The sequence below is a fragment of the Elusimicrobiota bacterium genome, from assembly GCA_040757695.1.
In the GTDB taxonomy this organism is placed as follows: Bacteria; Elusimicrobiota; UBA8919; order UBA8919; family UBA8919; genus JBFLWK01.
Map to the genome: position 1 here is coordinate 75,803 of JBFLWK010000002.1, position 19,072 is coordinate 94,874.

The following is a 19,072-nucleotide window of genomic DNA, read 5'->3' on the forward strand; positions in this document are numbered from 1 at the left end:
AAGTGGTCAAGTGGTCAAGTGGTTAGTTGTGTCTTTACTTATCCACTTATCCACTTATTCACTTATCCACTGTCTTCCATATCATACAATCACTGTTGATGGTGATTTATCTGACTGGGCAGATGATGAGGTGTTAATTGATGATTCCGCTGATTTTTCTGAATGGCAGAATAATGAAATCAACAGAGTATATCTCACATGGGATAAAAACAATCTTTATGTTGGAATTGATGGTAAATCCAAAGATACCGGGCTTCTGATTTTTTTTGACTTTAAAGCTGGTGGTTATTCTGATTTAACAAAGATAGATACATGGAATAGAAAAGTGATTTTCCAAAACAATGGGATTGATTATTTTTACGGCTCGTGGTCAGGCTCTGATGGTAATTTTTATGAAGTTCAGTCAGCAACACACGCATATGATATTTCAATCTCTAAAAAACATTCAACCGGTTGGGAATTTGCAATCCCGTTTGATACCGTCTACAAACTTGGCAGTGGCAAAGTGCCTAAAAATGCGTCCGTTTCAATTTTTGCCTCATTGGCAACAGGCGATATGGGTTCTGAACTGATTGGTGGAACAACAGTCAATTTTGGCTATTTAGTCGGTGACTGTACTTCAACCGATACAATCACAGGGCTTTCTATATCCACGATAACAACCGTTACAGCAAAAATTTTTGATGCCGATTCGGATGGTGTTCCTGATGATAATTACTCTGTAACAAAATTAAAAATATCTGATGTGAATGTTTCACCTAACCCATTCTCACCTGATAACAGTGGTTTTTGTGATAAGACATCAATATCGTTTTCGTTATCAAAACCGGCAAGAATAAAAATCGCTGTCTATGATATTGCTGGAAGACATATCAAAGATATTACAGATGAAGAGATTACCGATACAACACAGAAAATTACAAAAACATGGGATGGAAAAAACGGCTCTCAAGATGTTGTAAACGGTGGAATATATTTTTTTAATATTCAGGCGACATCAGGTAGTGAGAGTACAAGAAAAAACAAAGCGGTAGCAGTAATCAAATGAATAACAAAAACAGGTGGTTAAGTGGTTATGTGATTAAGTGGTTGGTTACGACTTTACTTATCCACTTATCCACTTACCCACTTATCCACTGCCTTTATGATACTACACAATCTTTTTCTGCGAGAGAACTTTCACTTGGTGGCGCTTATACCGCATTATCAGACGATGCAACAGGTATAAATACCAATCCTGCCGGTATCTCTCAACTTGAAACTATTGAGTTTTGCTGTGTGTATTCTCCACTGTATTCTACGCCATCTGATTGCTATTACGGGCTTCTGGCATCTGTGGTACCTTTTGGATACAACACATTCGGTATCTCTTTTATCAGGAACTCAATACTGAACACATATTCAGAAAACACCTATTCTGTTGGCTATTCAAGAATCCTCAAAGAAAATATTTTTGTCGGTTTCAATATAAAAGCATTAAATATCACAATTCCGGGTTACTCAAAATACAACGACCCCGCATATTCAGGCGGAAAAACAGCGATGGGTTATGATATCGGCTATCTACACAAAATCTATAACTGGTTTTCTTGCGGCTTATCATTACAAAACATAAACCAACCTACAATAAAACTGTTAAGCACATCTATCGGTGAAGAACTGAAACCTGTTCTTAAAACCGGGCTCGCATTCAAGCCCAAAAATACTATCTTTGTAATTGATTTTGATACAGAACAAAATATCTATCTTGGTTCTGAAATTTCGTTTGCAAATTTTTTTGCACTACGGCTTGGGTTGAATAACAGCAGAATTACATCCGGCTTCAGTGTTAATTTTACAAAAATAAAACTGGATTTCGGGTTCCTGTTTCATAAACAACTCGGGATTTTATACAGAACCGGAATAACTTATAAGTTATGAAGAAATCAGCGATTAAGCAATTAAGCGATTGGGTGATTAAGTTTTTACTTATCAGCTTATTACCTTATCACCTTATCATCTGCCTTTATGCAAAAGCAAAAACTAACCTCGCAGTTGACGAATTTACAGGCAAAAATGTGTCTACTACAGATGCATCTATAGTAGCGGATTGTTTAAGAACAGAGATTGTGAAAACAGGCGCTTACAATGTGGTTGATAAAACAAATATGTCTAAAATTTTAGCTGAAGCAAAATTCCAGCAAACGGGCTGTACAAAAATAAAATGCGCAGTAAAAATTGGTAAAATACTGAATGTCCAACAGGTAATTATTGGCTCTATTTCCAAACTGGCAGATATGTATTATCTATCTACATCACTTGTAGATGTTGAAACTGGCAAAATAATAAAAGCAGAACAAACAGAAGTACCATCAATACGAAAACTTGTTAATGCAGCTGAAGAGCTTGCCAGACGATACAGCAAATTGGAGTTTAAAAAAAGAACAAAATATCTGCAACCTATATCACAAAAAAAGAAAGTGGAAAAAAGAGAAAAAATTGTTTGGCATTTGCTTCAAGATGCTAATGGGAATATGAACTATGCAGAGAAACAGATTGTTTTAGAAGAATCATTCAAAAAGAATAAATTTATCCTGATAGATTATACTTCCAAAAAAGCAATGGGTGTTTCATGGCGACAAAAACTTGAAGAATTGTATAATGAGGATTCTGTTTGTGGAACCGTTTTGCAGACAAATATAGTATTCGTAGAATGTCAATTATGTGCTGACGGAGGACTGGTGGGGAATGCACTGTATCAGAGGATATTAGGAGTTGATTGTTTTCAGCGGGTGGTTGTTCCAGCACTCATTATTTTGAAACCACCTAAGGATTACAATTTACGATACGATATATTCAGATACAAAGTAGTAGATAAACTTACCGGCTGGCATCTTGATTCTCTAACCGATATAATTTTGAAATGCCAGCGGCAGTCAAGAACAGAAATGGATAAAACAAGAATATATGCAAAAAAACCACAAGAAACTAAAAACGGTATAGAATTCCAGTTTGACGAAACACCGCCGGGAACGGAAACAGTTTATCTTGCAGGTACTTTCAGTGACTGGTCGCCAACTGTACATAAAATGAAAAAAAATAAAAACGGTATATGGACCGTAACAATTCCGCTTTCACATGGGAGATACCAATACAAATTTGTTATTGATGGCATATACTGGAAAGAAGACCCGAATAATCCGGATAAAACAGATGATGGCTACGGCGGCTATAATTCAGTTCTTGAAATAAAATGAATATAAAAAAGTGGTTAAGTGGTTATGTGGTTAAGTGGTTTGTATTTACTATTCACTTATTCACTTATTCACTTATCCACTGCCTTTACTGTGAAGGAAAAATCAATCTCGCAGTTGCTGATTTTACCGGTAAGAATGTATCTGCAACCGATGCATCAATAATTACTGATTTGATAAGGGTAACAATTGTGAATACAGGTATCTATAATGTTGTTGAGAAAACACATATGGATATAATACTGGCAGAAGTAGGATTTCAACAAACTGGTTGTACAGAAACAGATTGTGCAGTTCAACTTGGTAGAATCCTGAATGTTGAGCAGATGATAGTTGGGTCGGTTTCTAAACTCGGTGAAACCTATTTTATAAATATAAATATTGTAGATGTTGAAACTGCAAAAATACTGAAATCTGAAAAAACAGAAGCTGCAACACTTCGTGAACTTGCAAATGCTGCAAAAGAACTGGCAAAAATAATAACAGAACTCAAACCAGCAGAAGAAAAAGTTATACCAATAATACCTGCAAAAGAAGTCATTAAGTTCGCAAGTATCAACGGGTTCTATGAAATGGAAACGAACTTATACAAAAAATCAGAATTTAACTGGAACCTTGCTTTACCAAAACATTATTTTCAGACGAAGTTCTGGTCAAACCCGGTTAACAATGTAGATTTTTATGGGCAGTTAGGTGCTAAAACAAATGAACCCTGGAATAAGAAATATAATTTTGAGTTAGAAAAAGGATGGGGTAAGTTTGCAACTGTTAATACAGAATTGCTATTCTTTGCTAACGAAGAAAAACACTATATAAACTCACCGTTGTTGTTTCTGGTGAATTCAGAACGGGCGGCAGATAAACAGGGCTGGTGGGATTTACCGCATTCGGTTGGCACACGGTTTGATTTCAAGGATGTTCACGGGTTCAAAGGTACTGGAATCGTCGCAAGAGATAGACCCAGACGACATACTACAGGTATCTCAGGTCAGGATGAAACCGAATGGTATGGCAACTGTTTTGATATAAATGGTGATGTGTATATTAGCCAACTCCAAAAAAAAGTTGTTGAGATTCCTAAAATAGTGGGTTCCTGCGATATCGCTCTAGGCTATTTTGTAAAACGAAACCAGTTTGATAAATACAGTATTAACAAATCTACAGCCGGCGTAATAACAGGATTCTCAAATACCGCCAGAATACTGAAAGATAATGAGGTTATATCAGCAGTTCTGAAAATAGATGGTTGGGGTGCCTCTATTACATCTGAGTTTGCAGAATCATATTCTACCGGCACAGCCGCAGTAACAGAAAATAAAGATACTGCGTTAAATTGTGAATTACGAAACTTAAATATCGGACCTATCAGATTAACCGGGAATTATTTTGATTACGGCGAAAATTTCAGGTCTGAACTCTCTTATACATTCGGCAGACGCCCCGGCGATACAGACGAGTACAAAAACTTCGGGAAAACCGGATATTATACTGAAATCTCATTTCTGGTACCTAATAAATTGCTTAACTTCACATATAAACGAACCGATTCCAAAACCAGATTTGATTACGCATATGATAATCAACAAATCGGCTCTGACTATTATGTTGTTTTTTCGTCGGATTATTTCAGAACTATTTCTGATTCTGTTGAACTTTATGCCGAATTTGTGAACGGCTTAAAGGGAAAAACAGGCTACGGAATAAAAGAAGACAGATACGGCAGATTCCCGGATGCGTTTATAGAGGTATCTGCTGAAGATAGTTTTGCCTACGGGCGGCTCCAAACACGACTTAAAGATATGAACTCAAAAACCGGTTTTGGTGAACGGCTTGTCTATGCAGGTGAATTACGATTCAATCTTACAGACCGACTCCAACTTTATTTAAGAGCGGTATCTGTTCAGTCAAATTTTTTAAACAAGAATTGGAATTCTTTATTTTATCAACTCCGTTACAATATCGGCTGGGATTTGGAAACATATCTTGAATACGGCGACGGCTGGACAACAGATAACATGGCGTTTGATACTGATATCAGTGATACAGAACGGGAAATTACAGATGTTGTTAAACTGATACTGAAACTGAATTTCTGAAACGCTGATTACCGCAGATAAAAGACACAGATTACGCAGATTTTACAGGAGGATTACATAGATGAATAAACCAGAGATTAAGAGATTAGAGATTAAGAGATTAAGTATTAAGAAACTCGTAGAAACACGCTTCGCGAAATTTATTGAAATTAGTCGTTACAATCAATTTCTATTTATTTCTATTTATTTCTATTTATTTCTGTTCTCTGCCGTTTATGCCCAGCCTCTAGAATCACTCATTGTAGAAAATGGTGTAAGATTCTCATATCAAGCACCTGATGCACAAACTGTTACACTTGCAGGCGAGTTCAATCAATGGACACCAGATAAAATTTTTCTTACAAAAGATGAAAAAGGAATCTGGACTGTTGTCTATCCATTAACTGAAGGCAAATACGAATATAAATTTGTGATTGATGGTAACTGGATGGAAGGTGCTAATCTCGTGCTGCGATTGAAAAAGGATAAAGAAGGCAAACTGTTTATCCCAGAAGAAAAAGGAACGATTGCACCATATTCAGGCAAAATCAGGTTTGGCGGCAAATTTGCAGGGCTTTTGTATTCCAGATATGACACTGCTAATAACGACTGGCGAATAGATTCGGATTCATCATCTATACATTTGGATATTGACTGGTTTGCCAAACCGTTTGATGAAGGCGCTTGTTATGCAAGAATGGAAATAGAATCAAAAACAAGAAGTTTCAACCTTAAATTCAAACAGGGTGATATTAATTTTACACCAAAAGGTATAAACCTAAAAGCATATTATAACGAGAAACTTATCCAGTTTGATAATCCGCTGAAAAGTTTGGATACCGCAGTTTCAGTCAGGTATGAAGCGATAAATTTTTTTGATGAACTAAATCCTCACAAAGGCTATGGAATGGATACACAGGGTCTTTTTCAGAGTTCAGAAATTTACGGCTTTACAGAAACATTTTTTTATTCAAACTTAACCGACACAAATGAAGATACAATCGGTCTCCGTCTAAAAAAACCGCTTGATAAGGTTACATTCGGGCTGACTTATTTTTTAAACCGCGGAAGCAAATGGTCTTATACTTTCGGTTCAAGTGGAGTTGGTTGGTTTGATGACCCTGAGGTAATTCCGGAAGGTAGAAGTTATGACACCACACTTTCAACCCAGCCGTGGTATAAAGGCGGCGTTAATACACAAAACTTTGGATTTGATTTCATATTCAAGTTCCACGACAAACTTACATTCTTTTCAGAATATACCAAAGGTAGCCAGAAACTCGTTGCAACACGATGGAATGAAAGCAAAAATACTGATGTGGCAATAGATAAAGAATGGCTTATCAAAAATACTGATGATGCACTTGCAGGATTCAAGGTTTTACCGATAGAAAATCTTGCAACTGAAATATCATATCAGAATAAAAACCAAAAACTTGGCGCAAAACTTTATTCCAGCAATAAAGCAGAAACAAACATAATAAAAGGAGTAACCAGGTATTCTCAAAAACCATTCTTATTTGGAATTGAACTTGCACAGCAGTCATCAAAAAAACTTGATAGTAAGATATATATTGACGGTGATTTGCATCCGTATTTTAACCAGATTTATTTTTATCAACAACAATCTACCGTCTACAATCTACCTGAAAACGATTTCTATGTAATGCCGTTCGTTTCTTTTGAAATAGACAGGGTCAAAGCAAAACTTATCTCAAGAATGCATAACTCTAAAGCTTGGGAAACCGGCGGAACATCAGGCACAGTATTCACAGACCCTTCTTGGAAGTTATATTCCAGCAAGATTTATGAAACTATTTTAGACCATTCAATAAAAATTATTGAGCCAATATATTTTGAAGGTTCTACAAGATTTTCATATATAAAAATCCCGGGCACAAAAAAATCGTATATTTCAGAATTCCTTGCTGTTGTACTAAAATTCAAAAACTCCGCATATCTGAAACTTGGCTGGGGTGTTGACCCCGAAAATTTTGATGAAGACATTTATGAAGATATTGATAGACGAGAAGAATTTTTATATAATAATTACCTGACAACTGGCTCTATTTTTGATGCAGAAAAGTTATTAACAACCGAAAAACAAATCTCATTAAGAACCGAAATCAAATTCTAAAAACACAGATTAACATAGATGAAAACACGAATTACACAGATTTTTATAACGCGGATTACGCAGATGAAAACGCAGATGACCGCAGATAATAATACACAGGTTAACACGGATATGTCATTGCGAGACCGAAGGTCGTGGCAATCTCATCCTTTTTCGCTTTTACTATTCTCTATTCTCTATTCTCTATTCTCTGGTTTTATCGGCTGTGCATCAATCCAGCAACGATTACCACCACCGTATCTTCATAAGGGTGAAATTGTATTCCAGTATATCTCGCCATCTGCAAGAAATGTATCGGTCGCCGGCGAGTTCAACGGCTGGGAATATAAACCTGACCAATCAAGAGCAATCCGAATGAAAAAAAATGAGCAGGGTATCTGGGAAGCACGAGCAAAAATTGAGTCAGGCAGATATCAATACAAATATGTAATTGATTACCAGACATGGATTTTAGATCCGAATAATCCGTATACAATTGATGATGGAACCGGCAATTTGAATTCTTTATTGATTGTTAAGTGAGCCGAAGGGTCATTCCCAAGTGTCTCTATTGGGAATCCAGTAATCAAGCAGTAGATTCCAGATTACTCTGGAATGACTTATGTCACGCGAGTCAGTTTAGCGTTAGTTCAGCGGTAGTTTATGGAACTGCGAAAACACGAAAGAATATCGGTATCAGTACTGATTGATGTCTATGAACTTGGTTCTGTAATAGCGAAAGGTAGAGGACATGTATCTGACATATCTATTGGCGGTCTATCATTAGATACACATGTTGCACTTGATATAGGAACAATGTTATTCCTGAAAATTGGTGATTTTCCAATAGAGATAAAAGGAAAGGTTATCCGGATACAACAAGGCGTAGGTGTTAATCGTTATGGTGTCAAGTTTATAGATTTAGGTTTTTTTGACAAACGGAAATTGAAAAAACATATAGAAGCATATTTCAAAAAATGACCCAAATAAAGACACCGAATAAAAGAACCGAATACAACCGAATATGAAATTAGTAGAACCAGAGTTAAGTTATAAAATCGTCACAAAAGCCATTAGCAATTATTGCAAATTTTAGAGGTTCACGATTGACTTACCGTAGATTGATTAACCCTGAAACTGCACCAAAATGATATTCGGTTGTCATTCGGTTAATATTCGGTTACAATTCGGGTTCCAAGGAGGTAGAAAATGTACAGACGAAAAAAATTCTTGGTTAAAAGTTTGCAGTTGAAATACGGATTGCTTATTATTCTTGTTTTTATTGTTGCATTATTGCTTATTGAATGGCATCTGTATCTCGCATTGAATGTTATATTCCCAAAAATGGTTATGAAAGAAATCTCGCAGGATTTACTTTATGTTCAATATATGCTGATGATAAAGGTTGGTATTGTTATGCTTATTGCATTTCTGGTTACAATATATTTTACACACCGGATTGCAGGACCGATTTTTAAGATAGAAAAACAACTTAATGAAGTAAAACCAGACGAACTCTTAAATCTGCAAATCAACCTGCGTGAAAACGACGAATTGAAAGGTTTTGCAGATAGTTTCAATAATTTTATAAAAATAGTTAAAGAAAAATATGGTAACTAAACAATTTTTGTTGCTTGTTGCTTGTTGCTTGTTACTTGTTAGTTGTTTGTTTTCGCAAGAACTAAATGATACAATAGCGCAAGGTGATTGGGATACAATTATTACAGAATGTGAAAAGATGTATCAGAAGCAAGGGGGGGCGGGAGAGGGACCTGATTTTATAGAATTAAGTTATGTGCTATCAGTCGGCTATTTTTTGACAGGTAATTTAGTGAAAAAAAATATCTACAAGGAACTCGCATTCAAAAATGAAGAACAAACGAACCGGATTTCAATTTTTGTAGATAACCTGTATAAAAAATATCCAAAAAGCGCTTCTGTATCTATACTCAAAGGTATTATTCTTGAATATCAAAACAATCCAGAAGCAGATGAGGTGTTCAGAAAAGCAATAAAGCGGTCAAAAAAATACGGGCGGGATATAAACTTTTTTTATACATATTTTAAAACAGAACTTGATGAAAATATCATCAAGCAATATGAGAAAGTAGTAGAACTCAACCCGCTTGATGCCATCGGGTATTACAATTTAGGACTTTCATATCAAGAGTCAGGATATCTCACAAACGCAAAAGAAAAATATGAAAAAGCAATTTCACTTAATCCAAATATTCCGGATTTATATAACAATCTTGGACTTATCTATCTCAGTTGGAATATTATTGATAAAGCAATAGAAAATTTTAATAAAGCAGTCAAAATCAAGCCGGAGTTTCAACAGGCATATTATAATCTCGGTATTCTGTATATGAAAATAGAAAATGTTGATAGTGCGATTCCTGCTTTTGAGAAAGCAGTTGAACTTAAAGAGTCCGATTTTGAGGCACTTAATAATTTAGGGATTGCATACCGAAAAAAGAAAATGTATCTAGAAGCCGAAAAATCGTTTCTTTTAGCAACGGAAATAAATAAAAATTTTGCAAAAGCATTCTATAATCTTGCACTTGTTCAAGAAGAACTTGGTAAAAAAAATGAAGCAGTTAATTCATATAAAAAAGCGATTGAGACCGAAACCCAACCTGCGTATTATAATAACTTGGGACTTTTATATACAGAAACAGGCAAACCTCAAGAAGCGAAATTATGTTTTGAGAAAGCAGTTGAACTTGATGATTCATATCTTCCCGCTATCTACAACGCTGGTGTTGTTAACAAACAACTTGGGGATTATGCATCTGCATTAAATTATTATTTTAAGGCGACCGAACTTGACCCGGATGATGCATCGGTTTATTCCAATATCGCTAATGTCTATCTTCTAACCGGCAAGAAGGAAGATGCAAAAGAGTTTTACAATAAAGCGGTTACTATAGATGATAATTTTCCACAGGTACATTACAATCTCGGGAATCTGTATTTTGACGAGAATAATTTTAGTTCAGCAGAAAGTTATTACAATAAAGCAATCTCACTTGATAAAAATTTTCAAGCAGCATATAATAACCTTGCACTTTTGTATAAAAAAACAGGTCAACTTGAAAAATCAAAAACTATCTTTAATGCTACACTATCAATCAATAAACATAATAAAGAGGCACTGCTTAATCTCGCTAATATCTGTTTTGATGAGAAGAAATTTGATGATGCAGAAAGATATTATAAAACTGCGCTTGATTATGACCCGCAATTTGTGGAAGCGTGGTTTAATTTCGGTAATCTGTTAGCAGAAAAAAAATTGTATGATGATGCTATAAAATGTTATAAAAAAGCGACTGAACTTAACCCGAAATTCGCTGATGCATATTTTAATTTAGGAAATGTCTACAGAGAAAAGAATATGAATAATCAGGCATTCAAAGCATACCGCGAGGTTTTTCAAATAGCAAAAAAACAGAAACCACAGAAAATTGAGAAACCAACAAAAACAGATACAGAACTTGAAAATATGTATCTAAAAGCAGCCGACCTGTTCCAGAAAGAAAATTACATAGAAGCTGCAAAATTGTTAAAAGAAGTGCTGAAATACAATCCGAAATATGCATCAGCACAGAAATATCTTGATAAAACAGTAAGTATCATTGATACCATAAAAAAATATTAAACCTTCTACGCCACTTTAGTGGCGGTTCGGTTGGTTTCAACCGCCTAAGTTTCGTAGAAAGATGAAAAAAATAATCATTATTCTTGTAATCGTATATCTAACTTTTGAGATAGTAACCGATATGTATTTTCTTAAAAAAGAGATTCCTAAAATAACAAAAAAAGAAATTGTAACTCCATCTGCAAAACCTGAAAAACTACCGGAATATAAAAAAGAAAAAGAATCTGTTTCCAATATAACAATAGAAGAACTGCTAAAAAAAGAGAAAGGTGCGATTTCAGATGAAACTAAACTTTCTGTATACGAACGAAAAGAAAAAAAGGATATAACAGAAGATATACAAACTGCAGAAGAATACAAAAAAACGGATGAACTTATTGCCTCGTCAAAAGTTGCAGAACCGCTTGAAAGGATATCTGTCACATCTGAAGATATAGGCGATATGGTTTTGGTTGACGACGGCGAGTTTATTTTTGGCTCTAATACCGGACTTGAAAATGAGCGACCTGCAAGACGGTTCTATCTGGAAAAATTTTATATTGATAAATACGAAGTTACAAATAAAAAATATAAAGAGTTTGTTGATACAACAGGGCATACACCACCATTGGATTGGTCAGGCAATGAACCACCAATAGGTAAACTTGACCATCCTGTAACAAATGTCTCATATAATGATGCTGTTGCATACACAAAATGGTGTGGAAAACGACTCCCTACAGAACAGGAATGGGAAAAAGTAGCAAAAGGTCCAGGTGTACGACTTTATCCATGGGGTGATATGTTTGATGATAGTAAAGCAAATGTGATAAAACGGTTTTTCAGACGAGGCACAACATCTGTTGGTTCTTTTGAAGATGGTAAAAGTTTCTACGGCTGCTATGACCTATCAGGTAATGTTTGGGAATGGACTTCGTCTGATTATCAAGGAAATATGAAAAAAATAAGTATCATCGCAATACAGTTTAGTATGATAATTTCTGTTTTGATTGTTGGAATAATGTGTGTTACAGGATACCTTATTATAAAAAACCAAAAAAAAGAGATTACCAACGATATGCTGTCTAAGGGAAAATATTTTACCAATTCTATCTCTTCATATGCAAAACAGGCATTTTTCCCGGAACCTGATATTTTCTTTCTGAAATATCTTACTGAAGAAATGTTAAAAGATGAATCTATAATTTATGTCAATATCTATAAAAATGATTCAAGACTTATGGCATCTGAGAAAAATATCAGAAACAGCAAAAAATATAGCAAAAATTACAGTGGTTGCACTTGTAGCCGGTATTTTGTTAACATTTATTCTTGTAAATATACTTGTCCGTCCTATAAATAAACTTTCGGTTGTTGCTAAAAAAGTAGAAAAAGGCGAGTTTGATGTCAAAGTTGATATAAAATCAAGAAATGAAATCGGTTCACTGGCAACTGCATTTAATGAAATAACAGAAGGACTTAAAGAGCGCGAGTTCATAAAAACAACATTCAAAAGTTATGTTCCAAAACAGGTTGCAGAACTGCTGCTTACAAAAAAAGATGAAATCGGACTTAAAGGCGAAACAAAAACGGTTTCGGTTCTTTTCTCGGATATTCGGGGATTTACTACATTGTCCGAAAAACTTCAACCTGAAGAAGTAGTTGAAATGCTTAATGACTACTTTAAGTTAATGACTGAAATTATCTTTAAGAACGATGGTGTGCTTGACAAATTTATGGGAGATGCTATACTATGTTTCTGGAATGCACCATTTGAGCAGAAAGACCATGCATTAAAAGCAGTAAAATGTGGGATGGAGATGCTTGAGGCACTTTTTAGATATAATTTAGAACGAAAAAAGTTAAATAAACAGATTTTTCTATCAGAAACAACCTATAATTTCATAAAAGATTCCTGTGATGTTACAACCTGTGGCAAGATGAAGTTCAAAGGTAAAGAAGAAGAAATAGAAATTTACGAGTTAAACGCATTAAAAACATTATAAAAGGGGGAAAAATGGAAAACTTGGAATTTCTGAAAGAGATAGAACTTCTTAGAGAAATGGGCGATGAAGAACTTATTAAAATTTTAAGATTTGCAAAAGAAGAATTTTGTAAAGAAGGTAAAAAGATTTTTGATGAAGGTGATACAGGTGATAGATTTTATATTGTAAAATCAGGTCTTATAAAAATTACAAAAAGGTCAGAAAAAACTCAGCAGGATGAGTTTTTAGCATATATACGAGAGAAACAGTTTTTTGGCGAAATGGCGCTTTTAACAGATATGCCAAGATGCGCAACTGCAACCGCAAAAAAAGATTCGGTTCTTATTATGATTTCAAAACAGGACTTTGAAAAGATATTAAATGAAACGACAGAGATAGCATTAAAGGTCTATAAGGTGTTTATAAATGTACTTTGTAAAAGACTGAGAAAAGCGGATAATAAAATGGCTGACTCGTTTTTTACGCCACCACCATTATCATCTGTAATATAAAAAAACGGTAATTAGGTAAGTTTTGCTGAATCTTTTAAATCCTGTCAGGAGTCGTGAACTTTGTAGCCGTGCTCCGACAAATCGGAGCACGAATAAACGGCAATTAAAAACCTGTCCTCACAAATGTGGGGATTGCCGACTACATTTTGAGATTTGAAATGTGGTCATTGTTTGTGATTTGGTGCTTGGAATTTGAAATTTGCCGTTATATCAGGAGGTATGTAGTATGTTAAAAAAGTGTTTGCTTGTTGCTGGTTTGGTTTGTTTATGGAATGTCCTGATTCTGTCTGGACTGCTTGAATCTGCAGGGCTTGGAGCAAGAGTAAAAAAAGAGGAAACAACTGAAACAAAAAAAGACGGTCCTGTAGAAACCAAAAATGGCGTAAAATTCACCTACAAAGGCAGTGCCGAAAATGTGTTTCTTGCAGGCTCGTTTAATGATTGGAGCGCTACAAAAAATCCACTGAAACAAATAAAGCAAGATGTATGGGAAACAGTGCTACCATTAGATGTCGGAAAGTATCAATACAAATTTGTTGTTGACGGTAACTGGTTAACTGACCCTGAAAATCCGGAAACAACCGATGACGGTCTCGGTGGTAAAAACTCGGTTGTTGAAGTAAAAAGTGGTGTAGAAAAAATTGTTTCTAAAGCAAAAGGCGGACCTGTTGAGACAAAAGCAGGCGTAAAATTCGTCTACAAAGGTACTGCCGAAAATGTGTTTCTTGCAGGCTCGTTCAACGACTGGAGCACAACAAAAAATCTACTCAAACAGGTAAAGCAAGATGTATGGGAAATAGTGCTTCCGTTAGATGCTGGAAAATATCAATACAAGTTCGTGGTGGACGGGAACTGGACACCAGACGCTGAAAATCCAAATACAGCTGATGACGGCTACGGCGGACAAAATGCTATTGTAGAAGTCACAAAAAGCGCAGAAAAAATAGTCCCAACCGGCAAAGATAAAAGTTCAGCACCGTTTCCTGTAAAAGATGGATATAAGTTTACATTCTATGCACCAACAGCAGATGCGGTGTGCCTGGCGGGCTCGTTCAATAACTGGGCTGATAGTAAAGATGGGGTTATTGAAAATCCTCAATACCTGATGAAAAAAAATCCACAGGGAATCTGGGTAAAAATTGTTCCACTATCCTCAGGACAATATCAGTACAAATACTGTGTTGACGGAAAACCAGATGGCTGGACCGCAGACCCACATAACAATAAAAATCTTGATAAAGATGGAAATTCAATTTTAATTGTAAAATGAAGAAAAACACGGAATGATTCCGAAATTCACCATGATTAGAATCTTTGCTTCTAAATTCTACGAAACTTTAGTTTCGGTTAAAACCGAGCAACCCGCCACTGAAATGGCGTAGAATTTTGAATATCTTTTCAACAAGATTGAACTGTTACTTAGAATGAGGTAATGAAATATGAGAAAAAGTTTATATCTGTGGTTATCTGTGTTGTATTTTTATCTGTGTCCATCTCTGTTTTCAGAAAAAACAAATCTCGCAGTAGCAGATTTTGCAGGTAAAAATGTATCCGCTGCGGACGCGTCTATAGTTGCAGATTTTTTAAGAATAGAACTTGTGAATACTAACCTCTACAGTGTAGTAGAGAAAGGGAATATGGATAAGATTTTAGCAGAAGCACAGTTCCAACTCACCGGCTGTACAGAAGCAGAATGTGCAGTTCAAATAGGTAAAATATTGAATGTTCAAAGGATAGTCGTAGGCTCTTTATCAAAACTTGTTGATGTGTATTATATAACAGCATCACTTATTGATGTTGAAACAGCAAAAATATTGAAAGCAGAACAGGTAGAAGCACTTTCAGCAAGAGAACTCCCTGAGGCAGCAAAAGAACTCGTTAAGAAACTCACCGGCTTAAAATTTCAAGAGAAAAAAGAACCGCCTAAACCGAAAGAGGAAAAGGTCCCAACTCCTGAAAAACCGGTTTCCTATAAAAATCTGAAAGGGCCAATAATCACAAAAGAAGGTGTAAAATTCATCTATGAAGGTGAAGCAAAAGAGGTTTTTCTTGCAGGTTCGTTTAATGGGTGGGGTCAATGGTACTCTATGAAAGAAGAACAAGCTGGTATATGGACAATAACTATTCCTTTTCTTCTTTCAGGGAAGTATCACTATAAGTTTATCGTTGATGGGAATTGGGTTACTGACGAAAAAAATCCGAATAAAGAAGATGACGGCTACGGAGGTTTCAATTCTGTTTTTGAGATATCTAAAAAAGCATATAAAAAATTTGGCGTCTCAGGACCAATAATCACAAAAAAAGGTGTAAAATTTACATACTATGCACCTTCAGCTAATAAAGTATGTATCGCTGGTGAGTTTAATAATTGGGATTCTACTGCTGACCCAATGTTGAAACAATCAGACGGCACCTGGACAATCACAAAAAAACTTAAACCCGGTAAATATCAATACAAGTTTGTTGTTGATGATAGTTCCTATTGGTTTCCAGATTTAGGGAATCCCAATATGGTAGATGATGGCTTCGGTGGTATGAATTCTGTTATTGATGTAAAATGATACTTACTCAAATCAAAAGTTCAATTCTAAAAAATAAAGGTAAGATTTTGTATATAATTTTTCTTTTTTTAATAGGGCTTGTTGCGTTTAAATATTTTCAAAAATTCACTTTTTATCCGTATCACTGGATATTATTGATTTGTGGACTAATACCTTTAATATGTTTGATTAACCCGGGTTTTGGAATGTTTCTACTTTTATTGAGTATGTTTATCCCACTTGCGAAAGTAAATTTTGAGATAGCGCTGATTTTAGTAATAATAAGTTTATTGTTAGTATTCAGTTCTACATTTTTGTTGCCTTGTGGATTTTTATTGTTGAGTATAATGCCAATCAGTTACTGGTTGACTTCTTTAGAAGATTTCAGGTTTCTTATTCCGATATTAGCAGGGTTCCTGTATAAGAGAACAGGTGGTGCAGTATTCAGCGGATTTGGATGTCTCTGGTGGCAGTCAATAAATATCGGCAACTGGAATAAATTGCTTCATACATTTTATGGTAAAAGGATAATACCTGATGATATTTCACTAACTGGTTGGCTTGAATACTCATTTAAGAATCTGAAATTATCACCGCTTCTTAAATTATTTTTAAAGACATATTTAGCTTCACCATATCTTATCGCGGAGATTCTGTTATGGATTATTGTCGGACTTACTGTTGGAATACTGGCAACTTCTAAGGAGAGCAGATTTAAGATACAACTAAAAAATATCTTAATAGTCGCAGTGATATTAGTATCTGGCTATATACTCTTACCAACAGTTTTTGATAAAAACATATCAACATCCAATACAGTTGTTGGTATTTTAATATCTTCCGTTTCTGCAATTGTAATCTGTCCGCTGGTGGTTGAAGCAAATAATATTAAAGGACTGATAAAATTAGGCAAACTATCCGAACCGGAATTCAAGTTCATAAAATCAGACATAACATGGGATAATCTCGGTGGGTTATCAGGTATAAAATCAGAACTTGAAGAAGTTCTTGCTTCACAATTTGACAGCGAGTTCCGAGAAAATCTAATTATTAGAGGTTTTAAGCCAACAAAAGGGATTCTTTTATACGGACCACCCGGCACAGGTAAAACAACTATTGCAAAAATAATTGCCAGCAAATCTAACGCAAACCTTACTGTTGTAAGCGGGACAGAATTTACCTGTAAATGGTATGGTGAATCCGAAGCAAACTTACGCAGGATATTTGAGGATGCACAAGCAAATAAACCATCAATAATTCTATTTGACGAACTTGAAGCATTTCTTCCTAAAAGACAGGAAATGGCATTTAGTGATTCGCCGGAAAAAGGTATTGTTGCAACATTTTTGGCATATACCGATGGCGTGAAAAATACAGATGGAATATTGCTTATAGGTGCTACAAACCATCCTCAGCTTATAGACCCCGCAGCATTAAGACCTGGCAGATTTGATAAATTGATATATATTCCACCACCGGATATAAATGACAGAGAATGCATTTTTAGATTATACTTAAAGAATCAGGAAATAGCGAAAGATATGGACTTTTCAAAACTTGCACAACAAACAGAAAGATTTACAGGTGCTGATATAGAAAGAATCTGTTCGGATGCGGTAAAAATGTATTTAAGAAAACCAAAAACAAAAAAAGAAAAAATATCTATGTCTGATATAATCAATTTAATAAAAGCAACAAAGCCAACCATTACATTAAAAATGTTAAAAGAATACGAGGAGATAGCAGAAAAATATACAAGACGAACTAAGATAGAAAAATCACAGGAAGTAATAAAAAAAGAAAAATTGTCATGGCAAGATGTAGGCGGACTTGAACATATCAGACAGATACTTGAGGAAACGATATTGCTCCCGCTTACAAAACCGGAACTTTTAGAATACTATAATATAAAACCAGTAAAAGGTATACTTTTATACGGACCACCTGGCTGTGGAAAGACATTTATTGCAAAAGTTTTAGCAAGTGAAGGGAATATAAATTTTATAGATATAAAAGGACCTGAATTTTTATCTGAAAAAGTTGGTCAGGCAGAAGAAAAAATACGAGATGTGTTTATCAGAGCAAGAGAAAATGTGCCTTGCATATTATTTTTTGACGAAATTGATGCAATCGCATCATCCAGAGGTGGTCTTGGACAACAGACAGCGACTCAGATTGTAACACAGTTGTTAACCGAAATGGATGGGATGGAACAATTACAAAAAGTTATTGTAATCGCAGCAACAAACGCACCGGATTCTATTGATACTGCATTATTGAGACCGGGTCGGTTTGATAAACTTGTTTATATCCCACCACCTGATAAAGGTGCAAGAAGGAAATTGGTTGAGATTTATCTCAAAAATAGACCCATTGACAAAAATATAGAGTGGGCGAAACTTGTAGAACTTACAGAAGGTTATTCCTGTGCTGATATTTCTGCAATATGTAATGAGGCATCAATGCTGGCTATGCGGGCAAGTATCGGGTCGGAAAAAAAGCAATTAATTACAATGCAGTATTTGATAGACACAATATATAAGTCAAAATCATCAATTTCAAAGGATGAACTTGTTAGGATTGATGAGTTTAGTAAAAACCAGCGAGGCATATAAAAAGTTGGATATCGAATGCTCATATAGAGCAAATGCTCTATTGATTAAACAACAAAAGGATTTTTAGTATTGGTTTGCAGGAATTGTGGTGAAAGATATTATGACCGACGAACATTGCAATATTTAGAACAGATTGAAAAAGAAATAAAGGCAAACCAGATACGACTTTAAGCTACTGGACAGATTTTACGTCCTGTATGAAAAAAAATGGTAAAAATGGAGTGAAATGATGAGTGTGCCAAGAAAGTTCCTTAAATTCTTGTCGGTGGAAGTCCGAACTGGATAAAGGGTAGCGACCAGTCCAACACCAAATCCCACAGTTAATAAGGCAACGAACTAACTGATGCTGGGATGCG

15 protein-coding genes are annotated in these 19,072 nt (G+C 35.2%); all 15 read left to right on the forward strand.

Annotated elements, in window-relative coordinates:
• Positions 1–28: 28 nt before the first annotated feature.
• The 15 genes from AB1349_00670 to AB1349_00740 all read left to right on the forward strand — a co-directional run bounded on the left by AB1349_00670 (position 29) and on the right by AB1349_00740 (position 18,716).
• Positions 29–1,048: a hypothetical protein gene (locus AB1349_00670; GenBank protein MEW6555850.1), complete on the forward strand. Its 1,020-nt coding sequence runs from the start codon at positions 29–31 to the stop codon at positions 1,046–1,048.
• Positions 1,045–1,920, forward strand: coding sequence for a hypothetical protein (locus AB1349_00675; GenBank protein ID MEW6555851.1), 876 nt, complete (start codon positions 1,045–1,047; stop codon positions 1,918–1,920). The genes AB1349_00670 and AB1349_00675 overlap by 4 nt, the downstream gene beginning before the upstream one ends.
• Entirely contained in the window at positions 1,917–3,236 is a 1,320-nt protein-coding gene (locus AB1349_00680; GenBank protein ID MEW6555852.1) for a CsgG/HfaB family protein, read from the forward strand. The genes AB1349_00675 and AB1349_00680 overlap by 4 nt, the downstream gene beginning before the upstream one ends.
• Positions 3,233–5,329, forward strand: a complete 2,097-nt coding sequence (locus tag AB1349_00685) for a hypothetical protein (GenBank protein ID MEW6555853.1) — start codon at positions 3,233–3,235, stop codon at positions 5,327–5,329. The genes AB1349_00680 and AB1349_00685 overlap by 4 nt, the downstream gene beginning before the upstream one ends.
• 61 nt (positions 5,330–5,390) lie before the next feature.
• Positions 5,391–7,445 carry a glycogen-binding domain-containing protein gene (locus AB1349_00690; GenBank protein ID MEW6555854.1) on the forward strand — a complete coding sequence of 685 codons (2,055 nt, stop codon included), beginning with the start codon at positions 5,391–5,393 and terminating at the stop codon, positions 7,443–7,445.
• Positions 7,446–7,463: 18 nt separating this feature from the next.
• Positions 7,464–7,967 (forward strand): glycogen-binding domain-containing protein, encoded by a 504-nt coding sequence (locus tag AB1349_00695; GenBank protein ID MEW6555855.1) that lies wholly within the window; start codon positions 7,464–7,466, stop codon positions 7,965–7,967.
• A 120-nt stretch (positions 7,968–8,087) separates the two neighbouring features.
• Entirely contained in the window at positions 8,088–8,405 is a 318-nt protein-coding gene (locus AB1349_00700; GenBank protein MEW6555856.1) for a PilZ domain-containing protein, read from the forward strand.
• Positions 8,406–8,633: 228 nt separating this feature from the next.
• Positions 8,634–9,044, forward strand: a complete 411-nt coding sequence (locus tag AB1349_00705) for a hypothetical protein (protein ID MEW6555857.1) — start codon at positions 8,634–8,636, stop codon at positions 9,042–9,044.
• Entirely contained in the window at positions 9,034–11,085 is a 2,052-nt protein-coding gene (locus tag AB1349_00710; protein MEW6555858.1) for a tetratricopeptide repeat protein, read from the forward strand. Before AB1349_00705 ends, AB1349_00710 begins: the two co-directional genes overlap by 11 nt.
• Positions 11,086–11,146: 61 nt before the next feature.
• On the forward strand, positions 11,147–12,427 hold the full coding sequence (locus AB1349_00715) for an SUMF1/EgtB/PvdO family nonheme iron enzyme (GenBank protein ID MEW6555859.1): 1,281 nt from the start codon (positions 11,147–11,149) through the stop codon (positions 12,425–12,427).
• A complete protein-coding gene (locus tag AB1349_00720; GenBank protein ID MEW6555860.1) occupies positions 12,381–13,070 on the forward strand; it encodes an adenylate/guanylate cyclase domain-containing protein in 690 nt (229 codons plus the stop codon). Before AB1349_00715 ends, AB1349_00720 begins: the two co-directional genes overlap by 47 nt.
• A gap of 11 nt (positions 13,071–13,081) precedes the next feature.
• Positions 13,082–13,561 (forward strand): cyclic nucleotide-binding domain-containing protein, encoded by a 480-nt coding sequence (locus tag AB1349_00725; GenBank protein MEW6555861.1) that lies wholly within the window; start codon positions 13,082–13,084, stop codon positions 13,559–13,561.
• A gap of 226 nt (positions 13,562–13,787) precedes the next feature.
• The gene (locus AB1349_00730; protein MEW6555862.1) at positions 13,788–14,831 is read left to right on the forward strand and encodes a glycogen-binding domain-containing protein; all 1,044 of its coding nucleotides are present in this window, start codon (positions 13,788–13,790) and stop codon (positions 14,829–14,831) included.
• 169 nt (positions 14,832–15,000) lie between these two features.
• The gene (locus AB1349_00735; protein MEW6555863.1) at positions 15,001–16,122 is read left to right on the forward strand and encodes a CsgG/HfaB family protein; all 1,122 of its coding nucleotides are present in this window, start codon (positions 15,001–15,003) and stop codon (positions 16,120–16,122) included.
• The gene (locus tag AB1349_00740; protein MEW6555864.1) at positions 16,119–18,716 is read left to right on the forward strand and encodes an AAA family ATPase; all 2,598 of its coding nucleotides are present in this window, start codon (positions 16,119–16,121) and stop codon (positions 18,714–18,716) included. Before AB1349_00735 ends, AB1349_00740 begins: the two co-directional genes overlap by 4 nt.
• Positions 18,717–19,072: the final 356 nt, after the last annotated feature.